17 protein-coding genes are annotated in these 16,213 nt (G+C 67.7%); 1 reads left to right on the plus strand and 16 read right to left on the minus strand.

Annotated elements, in window-relative coordinates:
- The first annotated feature begins 79 nt into the window (after positions 1–79).
- Entirely contained in the window at positions 80–517 is a 438-nt protein-coding gene (locus BLTE_RS05080; RefSeq protein ID WP_126398200.1) for a DUF4405 domain-containing protein, read from the plus strand.
- 330 nt (positions 518–847) lie between these two features.
- Here BLTE_RS05080 and BLTE_RS05085 read toward each other — a convergent pair whose 3' ends face one another.
- The 16 genes from BLTE_RS05085 to BLTE_RS05160 all read right to left on the minus strand — a co-directional run bounded on the left by BLTE_RS05085 (position 848) and on the right by BLTE_RS05160 (position 16,122).
- Entirely contained in the window at positions 848–1,399 is a 552-nt protein-coding gene (locus tag BLTE_RS05085; protein WP_160140529.1) for a DUF2478 domain-containing protein, read from the minus strand.
- Positions 1,400–1,539: 140 nt separating this feature from the next.
- Entirely contained in the window at positions 1,540–4,074 is a 2,535-nt protein-coding gene (locus BLTE_RS05090; protein ID WP_126398204.1) for an arsenate reductase (azurin) large subunit, read from the minus strand.
- An 11-nt stretch (positions 4,075–4,085) separates the two neighbouring features.
- The gene (locus BLTE_RS05095) at positions 4,086–4,613 is read right to left on the minus strand and encodes an arsenate reductase (azurin) small subunit (RefSeq protein ID WP_126398206.1); all 528 of its coding nucleotides are present in this window, start codon (positions 4,611–4,613) and stop codon (positions 4,086–4,088) included.
- Positions 4,614–4,845: 232 nt separating this feature from the next.
- Entirely contained in the window at positions 4,846–6,162 is a 1,317-nt protein-coding gene (locus BLTE_RS05100; RefSeq protein WP_126398208.1) for a sigma-54-dependent transcriptional regulator, read from the minus strand.
- Entirely contained in the window at positions 6,152–7,603 is a 1,452-nt protein-coding gene (locus tag BLTE_RS05105; RefSeq protein WP_126398210.1) for a sensor histidine kinase, read from the minus strand. Before BLTE_RS05105 ends, BLTE_RS05100 begins: the two co-directional genes overlap by 11 nt.
- On the minus strand, positions 7,600–8,511 hold the full coding sequence (locus BLTE_RS05110) for a substrate-binding domain-containing protein (protein WP_244600121.1): 912 nt from the start codon (positions 8,509–8,511) through the stop codon (positions 7,600–7,602). Before BLTE_RS05110 ends, BLTE_RS05105 begins: the two co-directional genes overlap by 4 nt.
- A gap of 427 nt (positions 8,512–8,938) precedes the next feature.
- Complete coding sequence (locus tag BLTE_RS05115) at positions 8,939–9,679, minus strand: DNA-methyltransferase (protein WP_174769516.1); 741 nt, start codon at positions 9,677–9,679, stop codon at positions 8,939–8,941.
- Positions 9,613–9,915 (minus strand): Com family DNA-binding transcriptional regulator, encoded by a 303-nt coding sequence (locus BLTE_RS18770; protein WP_126398212.1) that lies wholly within the window; start codon positions 9,913–9,915, stop codon positions 9,613–9,615. Before BLTE_RS18770 ends, BLTE_RS05115 begins: the two co-directional genes overlap by 67 nt.
- An 86-nt stretch (positions 9,916–10,001) precedes the next feature.
- Positions 10,002–11,087: a phage late control D family protein gene (locus tag BLTE_RS05125; RefSeq protein ID WP_126398213.1), complete on the minus strand. Its 1,086-nt coding sequence runs from the start codon at positions 11,085–11,087 to the stop codon at positions 10,002–10,004.
- 4 nt (positions 11,088–11,091) lie between these two features.
- The gene (locus BLTE_RS05130) at positions 11,092–11,301 is read right to left on the minus strand and encodes a tail protein X (protein ID WP_244600122.1); all 210 of its coding nucleotides are present in this window, start codon (positions 11,299–11,301) and stop codon (positions 11,092–11,094) included.
- Positions 11,298–11,714 carry a phage tail protein gene (locus BLTE_RS05135; RefSeq protein WP_126398214.1) on the minus strand — a complete coding sequence of 139 codons (417 nt, stop codon included), beginning with the start codon at positions 11,712–11,714 and terminating at the stop codon, positions 11,298–11,300. Before BLTE_RS05135 ends, BLTE_RS05130 begins: the two co-directional genes overlap by 4 nt.
- A complete protein-coding gene (locus BLTE_RS05140) occupies positions 11,711–13,747 on the minus strand; it encodes a phage tail tape measure protein (RefSeq protein ID WP_126398215.1) in 2,037 nt (678 codons plus the stop codon). The genes BLTE_RS05135 and BLTE_RS05140 overlap by 4 nt, the downstream gene beginning before the upstream one ends.
- Positions 13,744–13,869, minus strand: a complete 126-nt coding sequence (locus BLTE_RS05145; protein WP_126402062.1) for a GpE family phage tail protein — start codon at positions 13,867–13,869, stop codon at positions 13,744–13,746. Before BLTE_RS05145 ends, BLTE_RS05140 begins: the two co-directional genes overlap by 4 nt.
- Positions 13,869–14,141: a phage tail assembly protein gene (locus tag BLTE_RS05150; protein ID WP_126398216.1), complete on the minus strand. Its 273-nt coding sequence runs from the start codon at positions 14,139–14,141 to the stop codon at positions 13,869–13,871. Before BLTE_RS05150 ends, BLTE_RS05145 begins: the two co-directional genes overlap by 1 nt.
- 11 nt (positions 14,142–14,152) lie before the next feature.
- On the minus strand, positions 14,153–14,662 hold the full coding sequence (locus BLTE_RS05155) for a phage major tail tube protein (protein ID WP_126398217.1): 510 nt from the start codon (positions 14,660–14,662) through the stop codon (positions 14,153–14,155).
- Between the two features lie 23 nt (positions 14,663–14,685).
- Complete coding sequence (locus BLTE_RS05160) at positions 14,686–16,122, minus strand: phage tail sheath subtilisin-like domain-containing protein (protein WP_126398218.1); 1,437 nt, start codon at positions 16,120–16,122, stop codon at positions 14,686–14,688.
- Positions 16,123–16,213: the final 91 nt, after the last annotated feature.

Here is a 16,213-nt window from a genome sequence, read left to right on the forward strand (position 1 = left end):
ATCGCAGGCGATCTCGCGTCATCCGGGGCCCCGACAGAGGTCGTGACTGCGAGCAACCAGCGAACCGGAGACCGATGACATGACGTCGGAAGAAACCAGTGGCCGAACACGCGTCGTCCGGTCGTTTCACACACGGGGTTGGGTCGTTTTCGTGCTCGCGATCGGCATCGCCACCTTGCTCGTGAGCGGTATCGTCCTTTTCGTGGCGCCGAGCAGCAGCATTGCGAAAACGATCAAGTGGACCGCGTTTGGTCTGGACCGCCACGCCTGGATCAATCTTCACAACGTCGTCGCCATCCTGTTCAGCGCCGTGGCAGTCTGGCATCTCGTCTATAATTGGAGGTATTTTTCCGGCTACCTGTGGGGTACGGGTCAGCTCCGCGGGGGCTTGAAGCGAGAATTGGTGATGGCTCTGGGTGTCCTGCTGGTGATCGTCGGGCTCGTCGCATGGGCGGTGCCGCCGGTCTCCACGCTCGGGGAGCTCTCGGATTACTTCCGGCACACGTATTGGAAATGATGGCCGCCCTTTGGCTGCGGATCTCCGGAGCTTCGAGCATTTTCCGCAAAAGTGGGAACCGGTTTTGCGGAAGAAAATGCGACAAACCAAAATCTTAGAGCATCTGCCCGATCCAACCGGGTCGGCGGATGCTCTAGCAAGACGAACTGGATCGGCGCCGGCATGTTGTTCGCCTACGGGATCGGGCACGGCATTCTGCTGTTTGCCGCAGGGATCTCACCGGCCTAAAATATTGCACCAGCTCAAATCCAAGCGGCGCTCTCCAGGCTCAGCCGCGCCGAACGACGGTTGCCGGGACACCGGACGTTTGCCGCTTCATGCGGTCTCCCGTCAAACAGCCATCAGCGATAAGCCCGTCGCCGGATGACGACGTGCTGAACACCTGAGCATTCGCCGACACCATGCGAGGACACTGTCGCCATCCGGCGGCAGCGACAGGGCAAGGCTGCCGGTGAAGGCGTCCCAACTGTCCTCATTCGTGCGATTGAGCCCGACAAGAACCGGAATGTCGCGATCGATCGCAAGTGCCAGCGCGCCGCTGAGGCCGCGTCCTTCCGCTTCGCGCTTGCCGAACCGGTTGAGGACCAGCATATCCGCGCCCGCCCTAACGGCCGTCTCGACCAGCCCGGCTGCGTCTTCGAGAGCGGCGGTATCGAGCCGGCATCCTTGGGAGTCCCGGCCCAGGTTCTGCGTGATGCGGATCAGCCGTCCGCTCGACAGGTCGCAAAGCGTCATGTCGCAGCGGTGGCGTTCCGGGTGGAGCTCATTGTGCTGGACCACGCCGGCAAGACGTGCGCCCTCGCGCCGCAGCCTTGAGGCGATGTCGGCGAGCAGGCGGTCGGCGTGGTCGCCCTGATACTTTTCGTAGACGACAGCCGCCACGGCAGCCTCGTGCTGAACGGATAGGGGCATGGGCAATCCTGCGCGATGCTTGAGGAGATCTTCATTTAGCCCGGACCATGGCCGCGAGGTGGCCGCGGTCCGGGCGAACGATGTCCTTTCAAACGGGTCTTCCGTTGGCGTCAGACCTTGTATTCCGGTGACTTGAACGTCAGCCGTCTGGTCGTTTCCGATGCCGAGGCGATCTTGCGGATGTCGGCCCAGGTCTGCTTGTAGTTGGGGATGACCAATTCGTTGACGCCGGCATTGATGACGTTGCCCTGCACGCCGGTGGGGAACGCGAACAGCATGAACGTCTGCTTGCGCCGCGCCGAGGGTGTGGGCTGCACCATCGCCTGGGTGGAGCCGACGTCGTTGTAGACCTCTACGAGGTCGCCGGCGGCGAGGCCGAGTTCCTTCATGTCGTCCGGGTTCATCTCGATGAACGGATAGGGCATCCGGTCCATCACGAAGTCGTTGTGCTGGTCCATGAAGGCGTTCTGCCATACCATGTTGGTGCGGCCGTTGTTGATGAGGAAGGCGTACTTCGCCTTCTGCTCGGCCTTGCCAGCGGCCTGCAGGCCGCGCCAGGGCGTCGTCATGAAGCGGGCCTTGCCGTCCTTTGACGAGAATTTGCCGTCGGTATAGAGGCGCTTGGTGCCGTTGATGCGCTCGCCGTCGACGCCCGTCGCCGGCTCCTGAAAGCCGTTGGTTCCCATCGCGCGCAGCCGGGCATAGGTGACGTGCTCGCCGCCCTTCTCGTGCTTCTGGTAGCCGTCGATGAAGGCGTCCTCTTCGGTCTTCCAGTCGAAGCCCTTGAACTGGTCGGCATAGGCCGCCTTGCCCTGCTCGCGCAGCACGCGCTCCATCGCATTGGCAATGCGCGCCGCGATCAGGCAGTCGGGCAGCGCATTGCCGGGCGGGTCCATGTAGCGTTCGGTGAGGCGCATGCGCCGCTCGGCGTTCATCGAGGTGAGGTTCATCTCGCCCGAGATCGCCGCCGGCAGCCAGACATGGCAGGCCTGCCCGATCTTGCTTGGCACGATGTCGACATCGACCGCGAACAGGCCGCCCTGGCGGATCGCCACCATGATGGCGTCGACCATCGCCTTGCGGTCGCCCCATGGCACGGTGTTCATGGCGTCCTTCACCAGGTCGGTGCGCCGCTTGTAGACCTGCTTGAACTTCATGGCGTTCAGCGTGGTCTTGTAGTGGTCGCACGCCCAGATGTGGTGGACGCCGCCGCGGCCCTCGATCAGGAGCTTGTCGACATAGGCGGCCGGCCGGCCGACATGTGCATCGGAGGGCCGCGAATAGCCCTCCTGATGGCCGCCCAGCCGCACCACGCCGCCGCCCGGCCGGCCCACATTGCCGGTGGCGAGGGCGAGGTTCACGATCGCGCCGTTGGTGCGGTAGTTGTCATTGCCCCAAATGATGCCCTTCTCATAGCCGAGCATGGTGCGGCGACGCTTGCCGTCGGCCTTGGGCTCGGCGATCCACTGGGCGGCCTTGATGATGTCGGCGGCTTTGAGGCCGGTGATGCGCGCAGCATCCTCGATCGATGTCCGGTTCGCTGCGAGAGCGGCGGCGAAATCGGTGAGCGGATCGGAGGTCTCCAGGCCGCCGCCGCCCGGGCGCGAGATGAGCGGCGGAACCTGGGCCGGCGACAGCGTGCTCGCGGCGATGAATTCCTTGTCGATCCACCCCTTGTCGGCGATGTAGGTGAGCAGCGCATTGAACAGCACGAGGTCGGTGCCGGGCTCGAGCGCAAGATGCAGCGCGCGATCCTTGCCTGCCTCGGCCTCGCAGGCCGCAACCGTCACCGTGCGGCGGGGATCGATGATGATGATGCGGCCCGATTCGACGGCCTCGTTCGGGAATTCCCGCCGCTTCTTGTCGAGCGACGTGCCACGCAGGTTCGGCAGCCAGTGGTTCAGGAAATAATTGGTCTGGGTTTCGAGCGGGTTGGTGCCGATGGCGACGATGGTGTCGGCGAGCTCGGCATCCTCATAGCAGTTGTTCAGTTCGCTGACGCCCATGTCGCGGGTGCCGTGAACCTCGGAATTGTAGGCCGGGCGATTGTGAATGCGGACGTTCTTGACCTTCATCGCCCCGAAATAGAGCTTGCCAGTGCCCCAGGTGTTCTCATAGCCGCCGGCCGAGCCGCCATGGTCGAACATCGAGACGAACAGCCCGTCCTCACCCTGCTCGTTGATGACGGCAGTGGTGACGCGGGCGACGAGATCGAGCGCATCCTCCCAATTGGTCGGCTGCATCGTGCCATAGCGCCACACCATGGGGTCGGTCAGGCGCGCAAGCTGCGTGCCGCGCTGTTGCGAGGTGTGGTTCTCGGCCATCCGCGCGCCGCGGATCGAGCCCAGCCCGGAATTCACCACGCAATTGACGTCCGGCTTGATGACGAGATGAACGTCCGCGCCATTCTGCTTGACGATGTTGTACATCGACGGGGCATACCAGGCGACGGTCTCGGCGGGCTGCTGCTTGCCGAGGTCGACGCCGAACTTGTTCGACTTGGCATCGAAGCCGCCCTGCTTGTTGATCGGCCACGTGTAAGCCTTGTAGCCGCAGCCGACGATGCAGTAGTGGCAGGTGACGTTGTGCTCCTTCGCGTCCGCGGGAATGATCGGCAGGCGGTCGACTTGACGCTTGTAGGTCATCGCGTCCTCCCTCACAGCACGTTGGACAGCCGGCCGTAGAGCAGCTCATCGACGCCTTCGGCGTAGATGTCGCCCTTGGCGTCGACGCGGAGCGCGTATTGCGCGAGGTTCTGGGTGGCGTTGCCCCAGATCTGCTGGCCGGCCTTCTCGCAGTCGAAACGGCTGTAGTGGCCCGAGCAGTTCAGCGTCTTGTCGGTTTTCGAATAGCCGAGCGGAAAGCCCTTGTGCGGGCACATCGCAGAGAAGCCGACGATGTCGCCGTCGGGTCCGACTCCACCGGGAACGCGGGTGCCGAGCTTGATGAGGACGCCGGGCGCATCCTTGTCCGGATAGGCGACGGTGAGAGGTTCGTCGACCTTGAGCTGGGAGACGTTGGCGAGCCGGTTCGACGGGTAGGCGACCCGCGCCGGCGCCGGCGCCGGCGCGGCTTCGGCGGTGGCGGGCAGCATGGTTGCCGCAGCCCCGGCTGCCGCAACGAGACCGGCGCCGCCAAGGAAATGGCGGCGGCCGGCATCGACCATTCGGTCGCATCTTTTCATGGTGGTCCTCCCATCTGAACGCGACGCGGAGCGTCGGCGCTGACGGTCCTGTTACAAGGACCGGGCCAAGGACCGGGGGCAGGCAAGCCTTTGAATTGCTGGGATCCGGAACAGCGGCATGTTCGGATTTCCGAACATCGCCGTGGGCTCCCGTCAAAAATCCGAACGGGCCAGCTCTTTGGATTCGCGCATTTCCGATCGCAAAACCGGGTCCGCTATTGCGGAAAATGCCCTAGCGGGAGCGGATCGACAGGCGGCGCATGCGCTCCCACAGCGTGGTGCGGGCGATGCCGAGGCGCTTGGCGGCCTCGCCGACGTGGCCGCCACTGTCGCGCAACGCGCGCTCGATCTCGCGGCGCTCCGCCGCATCCCGCGCCGCGGCAAGGCCGCGCGGCGCCTCGTCGTCCGAGGCGCGCGCCGCTTCCGGGAACAGGTCCGAGGGCATCAGCCACTCGCCCAGCGCCAGCGTGGCGGCACGCTCGACGCGATTGCGCAGTTCGCGAACGTTGCCCGGCCAGGGATAGGCGAGCGCGGCCTCCTCGGTCAGGCTGCTGAAGCCATGCAGTGCCGTATTCGAATGCGGCGCGATCTCAGCGAAGAATTGATTGAGCAGCAACACGATGTCGGCCGGCCGGTCGCGAAGCGGCGGCACCTCGATGGCGACGACATTGATCCGGTAATAGAGGTCCTGGCGGAAGCGACCGGCGGCCACCTCCTCGGACAGGTCGCGGTGGGTGGCGCAGACGATGCGGGCCTCGAACGGCACGGCGGTCTCGCCGCCCACCCGCGCGAACCGCCGCTCGTCAAGCAGCCGCAGCAGTTTCGCCTGAAGCGCCAGCGGCAGCTCGGCCACCTCGTCGAGAAACAGCGTGCCGCGGCGGGCACGCTCGGCGTAACCGGCATGACGCGCCAGCGCGCCGGTGAAGGCACCCTTCTCATGGCCGAACATCTCGCTTTCGAGCAGGGCATGCGGGATCGCCGCACAATTGACGGCGATGAATGGCTGGGTCGCGTCGCTGCCCAACCCATGGAGAAGGCGGGCGCAAACTTCCTTTCCGGCGCCAGTCTCGCCGGTCAGCAGCACCGGCGAGCTGCGGGCCGCCACCCGCGCAATCATCGCCTCGACGCGCCGCATGGCGGGCGACACACCCAGAATGCCGCCGTTCGCCGGCGGACGGCGCCCGGCCAAGGCCCTGGCGCGCGCCAGGAGGTCGTTGAACACGAAGGGCTTCGTCACATAGTCGCCGCCGCCGGCGCGGATCAGCGCCACTGCCTGATCGATCTCGCCATACGCCGTCATGAACAGGAATGGCGGCGATGCGGCGTCGGCCGCGAGCCGCCGGAACACATCCTCGCCCGACATGTCGGGCAGCCGGATGTCGCAGATCACGACATCGGGCGCTGCGGCGGCCCGCAGCCCCGCCAGTGCCTCGGCGCCCGTGCGCCACCACGACACCCTGCAGCCTTCCAGTTCGAGGCCCTGATTGAGCGACTCGCCCATCACCGGATCATCTTCCACGATCGCAATCGACAGCGAGTCAGGCAGCATGGGACAGTGCCTCCGGTGTCAGGGTCGGAACGGTGATGCGGATGAGGGTGCCGCCGCTCGCAGGCCGCTCGACTGAAAGTTTGCCGCCCGCAGCCAGCACCAGACGCCGAACGATCCACAGGCCAAGGCCGCGCTCGCCCGGCCGCGGCGCAGCGGCGAGCGTGGGCTCCTGCAGATAGCGCGCCCGCGCCGGGTCGAGGCCCGGCCCGTCGTCGGCCACCGCGATGACGAGGCCCGTGCCGGTATGCGTCGCCTCTAGGCCGATGCGGCCTTTCTCCGGGCTGGCATGGCAGGCATTGAGCAGGAGGTTGAGCACGGCCTGGCGGATGGCGCCGGCTGGGACCGGCACGTCTTCGACGAGTTCGTTGCGCCAGTCGAGGTCGAGGTCGCGGCGCACCAGTTCCGGCTCGATCAACAGCCGCAGGTCGTCGATATCGGCCGGCTTGAGCGGCCGGTTCGCCGCGTCGGCGCGGTAGTCCGCCAACATCGCGCGCACGACGTCGCGGATGCCCGACAGGCCGCGCTCGACGAGGGAGACGGTGCGCTGGCGGACCTCGGCATCGTGCCCGTGGCGCTTCAGCGTGTCGATGGCATTGAACAGGCCGCCGAGCGGATTGTTGATCTCGTGCGCCATGCCCGAGGCAAGCCGGCCGAGGCTCGCCAGCCGCTCCTCCTCGGCGATCCGCGCGGCGAGGGCTTCGCGCTCGTTCCAGGCCCGGACCATGTCGTTGTACTGGCGGAACAACTGGCCGAACTCGGATCGCGGGCGCGGCAGCTCGGCCCCCGGCACCGGGCCGGTAGCGCCTGCGCGCAAATGGCGGGTCAGAATGCGGACGGGGCGCAACAGGCCGCGGATCAGCGCAAACCCGGCGATCGCCAGAAACAGAGTGATCGCAGCGTTGGTGCCGACCAGCGTCCACAGCACGTGGCGGCGTTCGGCGAATTGCCGCGCCATGTCGAACTCGGCATAGATCGCCCCGATGGTGCGCGACTGATAGACGAGAAGCCGGCGCGCGCCCGCCCGCTCGCTAAGGGGATCGAGCCACGCATCTTCCGTGGCGAAGCGATCGATCATGCTGAGCGGAGCGGGCTTGAAGGCCGGCACCGCCTTCGGATTCGAGGCGGCGAGAACCATGCCGTCGGCGGTGACCACGACGGTTTCAACCACGTTGAGGCTCTGATAGAGCGCACGCCCCCTGTCGAGCGTATCGAAAACCTCCCAGGCATCCTCCCGCAGAACCGCGGGCATGATCGAGGACGACAGGCCATCGAGATGGGCGGCCGCGAGCTCGTCGAGGTGGTGACGCTGCGTCTCGGCGAGGCGCTGGAGCACCTGATTGGTCAGTACCGTGCTGATGGCCACCATCAGCGCGGCCACCAGCAGCGGCACCTTGAGCGCGACAGGCCAGGCTGCCGGCGAGGCGCGCTGCCACCCGGTCATCCGGCGCTCCGGACATGGTCCAGCTTGGCCGCGATGGAGTCGAACAGCGCCACGTCTCCGGGGATGAAGCCGTCGAGCTTCAACAAATCGAGCACCCGTCTGCCATCCTGCTCCGCTCCCATGCGGAGAAACGCCGACGCGAGCGCGTCCGATGGCAGATCGCTTGGCCGGTGGCGCGACGCGGCGATCGGGGGAAAGCCCAGCCATTCCGACCGGCGCAGCACCCGTGTCCCCGCAACAAGATCGGGCTCGACGTTGGCCAGGACATCGTACACGTAGCCGTCGACCGAGCCGCTGCCGGCAAGGCCGGACGCTACCGCGCGCACCACGTTGCGATGGCCGTAAGTGAAAACGGTTCGTCGAAAGAAGGTTTCGGGCCGCATCCTGTCGTCTGCGAGCAGCGCCCGGGTGACGAGGAAGCCGGAATTGCTGTCGGGGTCGGAGAAGGCGTGGACGTCACCTTCCAGGTCCGTAAAGGTGCTTGCCCTCCGGTCGGCGCCGACGATGACGTAGGACTGGTACAGCGGCTGTCCGCGCCACATTGGCACGGACACGAGGTCGAGGCTTTCGCGGTGCCGCACAAACGGATAGCCGCAGATCCAGGCCGCGTCGATCTGGCCGGACACCAGGAGCAGCATGATCTCCTGATAGGTGCGGCGGGTGACGAGTTGCACCTCCCGGTCCCAGGCACGCTCCAGATAGGCGCGCAGGGCAACAAGCAGATCAAGGTCGGATGTCAGGAACACCGGCGTCAGCCCGAACCGGACGAGCCGTTGTTGGGCCGCCAAAGGCTGCGGCATCAGTGCAGCCGCGGCGCAGGCCGCGACGCCGCGGACGATCACACGTCGGCAGAAGCCCGCCCCGGATGACGGCGCACGACCAACTCCCGGCCTTGAGGCCGAGTCCATGAGCGTCCTCCCGGAGATTTATCGTTCTTGCTTTTGAGGCTAGCGCATCGTTGCGCTTGCGACAATTGCGGCGGAATGGACGTTCGAAACAGCTTGATGAGGACCTTTTCGACCACCCTGCTTTTGGGGCAAACCATGAACATGGGATCGGAAGGATTTGGCCGATGGCACGAAATCGGGTGCAGTTTCAGTAGGGTCCCAGTGAGGCGGCCTTCGATGGCCTCTATGGGACGGAAGAGCTCTGCCGGGTCACGATCTCTTCAAGTGATGGCGGCCCAAAGGGTTCATCTGCCCTGTTCGTGGCGGAGGAGATCACTGTGAGCAGAAGGGCCGAGGGCTGTTCCAATGCACCGCCAAGCGATGGCAACCTCGCTCGTGTAGCGCGCAAAATCGGATGGCACGGCGCGCAAGATCAGATGGCAGCAGTTTAAGCCTCTGCTGAAGCCCCGTTTAAGGCCCCTTCCAGCCGCCTGCAGGCCACCTCGAAATAGGCCGGCTCGACCTCGATGCCGATGTAGGGCAGCCCCCGCTGAAGGCAGGCGACCCCCACCGTCCCCGATCCCATGAACGGGTCCAGGATCGGCCCCTCCATGACCGCCATCAGCTGGGCCATCAGCTCCACCGGCTTGCCGGCGATGTGGTGCTTGATCTTGGGCACCGGCTCGCGGATCACGCCGGGGGCCACCTTGCCGGCGAGCGGCCGGGCGCCGTTGGTCCCCCACACCGCGAACTCGGCCTGCACCCGGTAGCGGCCGAGCTGCGGCCGGCTCGCCTCTGTCTTGTCCCACGGCACGATGCCCCGCCACACCCACCCGGCACACTGGAGGGCGTCTGTCGTCACCGGCAGCTGCCGCCAGTCGGAGAACGTGACCAGCAGCGCGCCGGGCCGGCACAGCGTCCGCGCCCGCCCCATCCACAGCGTCGACCAGGCGAGATACGAGCGCTGGTCGCGGGTGTCGCCCTGGAACTCCGGATAGAGCCCGCGGTGCTCGCTCGACTGGTACTTGGCCGAGGTGGCCATCGCCTTATCCCGCACGTTGCCGCCGCTGGAATACGGCGGGTCGGTCAGCACCGCCCCGATTGAGCCGGGCTCCAGCCTGGTCAGGATTTCGAGGGCGTCGCCGAGATAGAGGGTGGCCGGTCCGATCTGCCGGCGCTGGACGTGCATGGGGCCTCTCCCGAGGTCGGACGCTCGCGGCGCTCGGATACGGGCTCGATCGGCCTCAAGGTGTTGAATGTGCCGCACCGGCGGCACTTGATCTGGACGGCGCCGGCGATCGCGCCGGTTGCCGCCCGGAGCAGCAGCGCGCGGCAGCTGCCGCAGCGGATGTCCTCCACGTGCTGGTAACCCGAATCGTGCCACCGCACCCCGGCTCGCCAGAGCTGGGGCGGGGTGGCGGCCATGTGAGTGCGTCGCTCCGCGGGCCTCTCCGCCAAGACAGTCCCGCGGCCGGGGAAACCCGGACCCCGTCACCCTGCCGCACCGGCGCTCAGGCGACATTGCCGCCTCCCGACACGTCGCCGGCCGAGTTGTTCGGCGCGGTCAGCCGCGAGCCCGACGATCCGGATGTCCCCGACCGTCCTCCCGCGTCGCCGGCGCCCCCGGTGCCGGTCTCCTGCACCTCGGCCTCGATCCTGGTGGTGTAGCCGCCTTCCACCATCTCGTGCTCGACCCGTTTCAGGGTCCAGCCGTGATCGTCGTCGTCGCCGAAGCCGCGCGTCGTCATCGGCTGGCCGGCCGCCACCGTGGGCCGCCCCAGCAGGGTGCCGGTGAAGCCCTTGCCGGCGCGGGCGAAGTCCCGCTGGCGGGCGTCGACCGCCCGCTGGGCGTCCTCCTTCGACCGGAACAGGTGCGGGAACTCGTAGCGGGGCTCGCCCTCGCCGGCGACCACCGATTCCCGGCTCGCCTTGCCGCGGTCGTACCACTTGGCCTCGGTCTTCTTGCGGGTGGGCTCGTCCTGGTCGGTGATCTCGAACTCGGAGAGGTCGTTCGGCGTGACCGACAGGCCGGCCGCGGCCTGACCCGACGCCGTGGTGCCGCTGCCGCGCCGGACGAACAGCAGCTTGCCGGCGGCAGGCTTGAAGATCGCTCCATACTGGCGCGCCAGGCGCGTCAGCAGATGCATGTCGCTTTCCTCGGTCTGCGGCAGCGTCTTGATCCGCACGGCCGCCAGCGCCGGGTCCACGGCCGCCGACAGGCCGTGCTCGCCGGCGATCCTCGCCACCACGGCGCCGAGGGTGCCCTCGTGCGTCCGGGTCTTCTGGCTCTTCAGGCTGCCGCGATAGTCGGCGGCGTGGGCGGTGATCTCGAACGCGGCCTTCGGCCCCATCTTCTTGGTGGTCTGGACCTTGTAGAGGCCCATGAACACCAGGCCTGTTTCCAGGTAGCCGATCTCGACCGACAGCAGCGCGCCCTTCCTGGGCTTGGCGATCGCGCCGTCCCAGTTGGAGATCAGCAGCGTCAGCTCGTCGGAGGTCTCGCCGTCGACGTCGACCAGGCGCAGCTCGACCATGCGGCCGGTCAGCCGCCCGGAAATGTCGACGCCGTCCGCCAGGATGCGGTAGGCCGGGGTCATCGCGTCAGTCCCACAGCTTCAGGGCCGTCCGGCCCACCGGCGGCGCTGCGCCGTCGGGGATGGTCAGCACCAGGCCGGCCGGCAGCACGGGACCCCGCGCCTCCAGGCCGGGATTGGCCTCCAGCAGCGCTTCGGTGGTGGTCTCGCTGGTGCCGAGCTGCTGCCAGGCGATGCGGTCGACCATGTCGCCGTCGACGGTGATGTAGGTCTTCACGGCCACAGGCTCCGCAGGATGGCGCCGGTGCCGAGCCGCACCAGCTCCAGCGCGAACTCCGCCTTCATGGCATCGCCGCGCGGGCCGATATAGGTGTCGGTCCGGCCGACCTTCTTGAGGCCGAACGCGCCGAACACCCGGCCGGTGCCGGCCACCAGGAACAGCGGCCGGCCGGCGCCGACCTCGGCCTGCATCGCCCGCAGCTGCGCCGCGCTGGCCTCGCCGGTGTAGCGCGGAATGACGGCGCCCTTGATGGTCAGCGTCTCCTCGCCGGGGCCGAGCCACTGGTATTGCGGCGCGCGGCCGAACAGCTCGTGCTTCTCCCAACGGCCCTCGGCCGCGTGCTCCAGCTCCTCATAGGCGTGGCGCGTCACCTCGAACCGGTAGGGACCGAGCCCCATCAGGATGCTCATGCGAGCGCCCACCCGTCGTGCAGCGCTGCGGCGCCGGCCTTGGCGCCACCGGCGACGCCGGCCCGCGCCGCACCCGACACCTCGGCCGGCGTTCCGGCGGCGGTGATCGAGATCGGCGCGTGGATGGTCTGGTGGATGGTCTGGACCCGGCTGCCCGCGGGCTGCACGGCGCCGGGGCCGGCGGGCACGGACGGCCCGGGATCGAACTTCGAGGGCGAGGCCGGCGCGCCGCTGCCGCCTGGCACCAGGTTCTGCAGCCAGCCGGGCAGCGACGGCCAGCTGAAGGTGAAGGCGTTGCGGATGGCCTGGCCGATCGCCGCCATCTTGGCGAGGATCGCGGCGACGATGCCCTCCAGCCACGCGACGAAGGATGTCCAGGCACTCTTGACGCCCTCCAGCGCCGCCGTCACGGCCCCTTCGATCCCCTGCCAGGCGCTGGTGAGCGCGCCTTTGACCATGCCCCAATTCTCGTAGACCCACAGCGCCGCCGCGCCGATCGCCAACAGCGTCGCGGTCACGGGATTGCTCAGCACCATGACGGCCAGGACGCGGCCGATGGCCGCGATGCTGCGCACCAGCATGCCGACGACGAAGGGAGCGGCGGTCGCGCCAACCCACCAAAGTGCGCGGCCGACCCCGAGGACCGCGCCCTTGAGCGGCGAGAACACCCAGGCCGCCATCGACAGCGCCCCGAGCCCCGCCAGAACACCAACCGCAGCGGTGCCGATTTCGGCGATCCTGACGGCAAGCCCCTCATTGGCGCCGAGCCAGGCGTTGATGCGTGTCAGAAAGGCGTTGATCGACGGCAGATACTTGTCGCCGAGCCGGGTGAAGATGACGTCCGTCGCGTTCTTGAGGCGCTCCCACAGGCCGATCGTGGTCCGCAGCTTCTTCTGGTACTCCTCTTCCATCGAGCCGGTGCGGGCCGGGTCGCGGGCGTACTGGCGGGCCTGCTCGATCAGTTCGCGGGCCGCCGCCAGGCCGCCGATCTCGTCCATCCACTCCTTGCCCATGATGGCGACCAGTTCGCGCAGCGGATCCTTGGCCTCGTTGACCTTGGCCAGGAAGGCGCTGATCGCCGCGATCGGGTCCTTTTTCAGGCTGTCGGCAAGCTGCTTGGGGTCGACGCCGAGGCGCTCGAACGCCTCCAGTCGCGGGTTCGGCTTCTTGCCGTGCTGGAGGTACTGCGCCGTCTGCAACTGGGCCAGCAGCGCCGAGATCGAGCGTGCCACCTTGCCGGGATCGCTCTGCAGGGACAGCGCCGCGGCACCGATCGCCGCCTGATCGGCGTAGCCGATGCCCGACTGCCGCATGATGCCGGCGCTGTCGCGCATGAATTTCAGCAGATCCTTCGCCGAGGCGTTGGTCTTGTTTTCGAGGAAGTTCAGGGTGTCGAGCAGGTCCCGGAACTCCTCCTTCGTCATCTTCAGGTTGGTGCGCAGGAAGCCGATGTCGCGGCCGGCATCCTTGCCCGACAGGCCGAAGGCCACCGACGCCTTGTCGAGCATGTCGAGATAGTCGAGCAGCTCGTCGTCGGGCACGCCGCTCGACGCCAGTCCGCTCAACAGCTCGGTCAGTGCCGCCGCGTTGGTGCGCGAGCTGGCGGCGCGCTTCAGCACCGCCTCGCGCAGCGCGTTGTCCTTGTCGGCCGACAGGTTGGCGATCTTCGAAAAATCCGCCCACGCCTCCTCGAACTTGGCGGCGCTGACGATGGGCTTGCCGATCAGGCCGGCGCCGCCGATGGTGGCGATGGCGTTGCCGATGCGGCTGCCGAGCTGCTCGTAGCTCTTCGCGGCCTTGGCCGCCTCCCGTTCGGCGTCGCGGGTCGCCTTCGCCGCCGCCTTGGCCGCCTTCTCGGCGGCCTGGGCGCCGCGGGTGTGGGCGGTCCACGCCGTGGTGTTGGTCTTGCCGCCCGCCCGGTTGACGCCCTCGATCGCCTGTTCGATGCCCTTGCCGGCGCGCTCGACCGCCTTCGCCGGCCCGGTCAGCCGGTCGACCAGCTCGACGATCATCGAGACCTTGAAGCCGCTCACGCACCGCCTCCCCAGGCTTCAAGGCGCGCCCGCGCCCGGGCGTGCCAGGCCAGCAGCTCGTCGATGCTCAGGCCGTCCAGCTCGCCGAGCCCCCAATGGAAGGCGAAGGCGAGATCGGCCATCACGTCTTCGACGTTGCCGGGGACGAGCCGAAAAAACCGCTGATGGTTTCCATCAGGCGGGTGAAGTCCTCGCCGTCGATCTCATCGATCACCTCGGCCGGCAGTTGGGAGAGGTCGGAGAGCATCTCGAAGCCCTTCTCGACGTCGGAGCCCGACCGGGCGGCCATGCGGCGCACGTCGCGCGCCGTCGCCCGGCGCAGCGTGATCTCGCGATAGGTGACCCCCTTGAACTCGAAGGGGTGGACCAGCGCGATTTGGACCGGTTCGGACATCGTGCCCCTCCTCACAGGCCGAGCGCGCGGCGGACCGGCGCCCACTCGTCGACGCCGTTGACCACATAGACGTCGTTGTCGAGGTCGATGTCGTAGATCACCGCGTCGTCGACGATGAACTTGAGGGCGGCGACATCGACGGTGAACTTGGTCATCGACTTCTTGCCCGGCTCGAAGTCCGGCGGATCGATCTCGCCGATCTCGCCGCGCATCTGGATGATGGCGGTGTGCTCCTGGTTGCGGATGCCGTCGAGATAGCCGCGCACGGTGAACGGCACGTCCTGGCCGGTGCGGACGCCGAACTGGCCCAGCACGTGCGGATCGAGCGCCGACAGTTCGAACGGGAACTCGATCGCCTCCAGGCCGTAGGACACCTTGCGGGTGCCGAGCATGCCGCCGCCGCGATGGTCCTCGCGCTTCTTCTTGAGCGCCGGCACCTTGATCTTCTCGGCGGTGCCGAGCTTGCCGCGGCCGTCGACGAACACCGTCGCCGCCTTGATGATGTAGTCCATCTCGGCCATGTGAAGCCTCCTTCAACGGCCCTTCAGGCCACGATCTGGCTGGCGACGGTTTCGATCACCTCGTCGTAATAGTCGCCGTTGCGGTGGGCGTAGATCTTGATGTGCTCCATCGGCGCCGGCGGCTCCAGGTCGACGTCGAAGGCGACGATGCCCTGCTGCAGCTGGGCGGAGGTGTTGCGCTCGGGATCGATCCAGCACGAGCCGCCGACCAGCGCGCCTTCGCGCACGAGGTACTTGAAGAACCGGTTCACCCGTTCCGCGCCGTCGAGCAGCAGCTGCGGCGAGAACGGCTTGTCGGTCATCCAGATGAACGCCTCCTCCAGCGCCTCGTAGACCATGTCGGCGGTCCGGCGAACCGACAGGAACACCCACAGCGGATCGTCGGCGCAGGTGCGGTTGCCCCACAGCCGCCAGCCGCCATAGTCGCCGCCGATCTGGATGATGGTGTTGACCGCGTGCTCGTTGAGGTAGTTCGCCTCGGACTCGGTGTCGCCCAGCGCCCAGTCGACCGGGATCGACGGTCCGCCGATGCCCAGCAGCTCGTTGTTGGACGGCGAGTGCCAGAAGCCGCGCTCGGTATCGATGCGGGCGATCAGCCCGGCGATGCTCGCCGCCGCCGGGCGGTCGACATAGGCGTTCAACGTGGTGTCCCACACCTTGACGCCGCCATAGAGCGAGAACAGCCGGTCGGAGGCCCAGTCCTCGCGGGCATCGACCGCCGCTTCGATCGTGCCGAGCCCCACGTCGAACGGGGTGACGGCGCGCAGCCGCTTCGACACGGCCGCCATGGCCGACAGCACCGGATTGCGCACCGTGCCAAGCACCGCAGTGGCGGTCGCGCCGGCGCCGCCGCCGCCGCTGAACGTCACGGTCGGCGCCGCCGTGTAGCCCGACCCGTGCTCGACGACGGTGACCGCCACCACCTTGCCGCCATTGACCGTGGCGACCGCGGTGGCGCCGGAGCCGCCGCCGCCGGCGATGGCGACGGCCGGCGCCGAGGTGTAATCGTCGCCGTCGTCGGTGAGGGTGATCGAGGCCACGCCATCGGTGGGGCGCTGGCTGGTGAAGCCGGGCGCGATCAGGATCCGCGGCGTCACCTTCACGGTGGGCCGCGCCTTCAGCGCCGCCCAAACTCCGGTGCGCAGCGTCGGATCGCCGACCAGATTGGACATGGTCTCGGCGGTGGTGGCGCCCTCGGCGACGCGGATGACGACGATGGTCGCGCCCTTCTCCGCATGGATCTGCCTGATGGCGTCGTAGAGGGTGCCGGCGGCGCCGAGCGTGGCGGCCTTGCGCGGCTGCGACAGCAGCAGCACCGGCTCGTTGAGCGGCCAGAGCGCGGGGTCGGCATCGGGCGCGGTGCCGAACACGCAGATGATCGACGACTTCGGCACCTTGATCGGCCGAATGCCGTCCGAAACTTCGATGACCTCGGGTCCGTGAAAGAAGTATTCGGCCATTCTCTGCGTCCGATCTCAGCTTGTGCGGCGCTGCGAATTGGCGGACGGTATCGTCCGCGCCTGCGTCGGCCGACCCTGACGGGCGTCAGGG

It is taken from the genome of Blastochloris tepida (assembly GCF_003966715.1).
Classification (GTDB): domain Bacteria; phylum Pseudomonadota; class Alphaproteobacteria; order Rhizobiales; family Xanthobacteraceae; genus Blastochloris; species Blastochloris tepida.

Bases quoted from the DNA above. Each gene is read 5' to 3' on its own strand.
- BLTE_RS05080 (WP_126398200.1), top strand. From the start codon at position 80: ATGACGTCGGAAGAAACCAGTGGCCGAACACGCGTCGTCCGGTCGTTT.
- BLTE_RS05090 (WP_126398204.1), bottom strand. From the start codon at position 4,074: ATGACCTACAAGCGTCAAGTCGACCGCCTGCCGATCATTCCCGCGGAC.
- BLTE_RS05095 (WP_126398206.1), bottom strand. From the start codon at position 4,613: ATGAAAAGATGCGACCGAATGGTCGATGCCGGCCGCCGCCATTTCCTT.
- BLTE_RS05100 (WP_126398208.1), bottom strand. From the start codon at position 6,162: ATGCTGCCTGACTCGCTGTCGATTGCGATCGTGGAAGATGATCCGGTG.
- BLTE_RS05105 (WP_126398210.1), bottom strand. From the start codon at position 7,603: ATGACCGGGTGGCAGCGCGCCTCGCCGGCAGCCTGGCCTGTCGCGCTC.
- BLTE_RS05110 (WP_244600121.1), bottom strand. From the start codon at position 8,511: ATGGACTCGGCCTCAAGGCCGGGAGTTGGTCGTGCGCCGTCATCCGGG.
- BLTE_RS05115 (WP_174769516.1), bottom strand. From the start codon at position 9,679: ATGCACGTCCAGCGCCGGCAGATCGGACCGGCCACCCTCTATCTCGGC.
- BLTE_RS18770 (WP_126398212.1), bottom strand. From the start codon at position 9,915: ATGGCCGCCACCCCGCCCCAGCTCTGGCGAGCCGGGGTGCGGTGGCAC.
- BLTE_RS05125 (WP_126398213.1), bottom strand. From the start codon at position 11,087: ATGACCCCGGCCTACCGCATCCTGGCGGACGGCGTCGACATTTCCGGG.
- BLTE_RS05135 (WP_126398214.1), bottom strand. From the start codon at position 11,714: ATGAGCATCCTGATGGGGCTCGGTCCCTACCGGTTCGAGGTGACGCGC.
- BLTE_RS05145 (WP_126402062.1), bottom strand. From the start codon at position 13,869: ATGGCCGATCTCGCCTTCGCCTTCCATTGGGGGCTCGGCGAGCTGGAC.
- BLTE_RS05150 (WP_126398216.1), bottom strand. From the start codon at position 14,141: ATGTCCGAACCGGTCCAAATCGCGCTGGTCCACCCCTTCGAGTTCAAG.
- BLTE_RS05155 (WP_126398217.1), bottom strand. From the start codon at position 14,662: ATGGCCGAGATGGACTACATCATCAAGGCGGCGACGGTGTTCGTCGAC.
- BLTE_RS05160 (WP_126398218.1), bottom strand. From the start codon at position 16,122: ATGGCCGAATACTTCTTTCACGGACCCGAGGTCATCGAAGTTTCGGAC.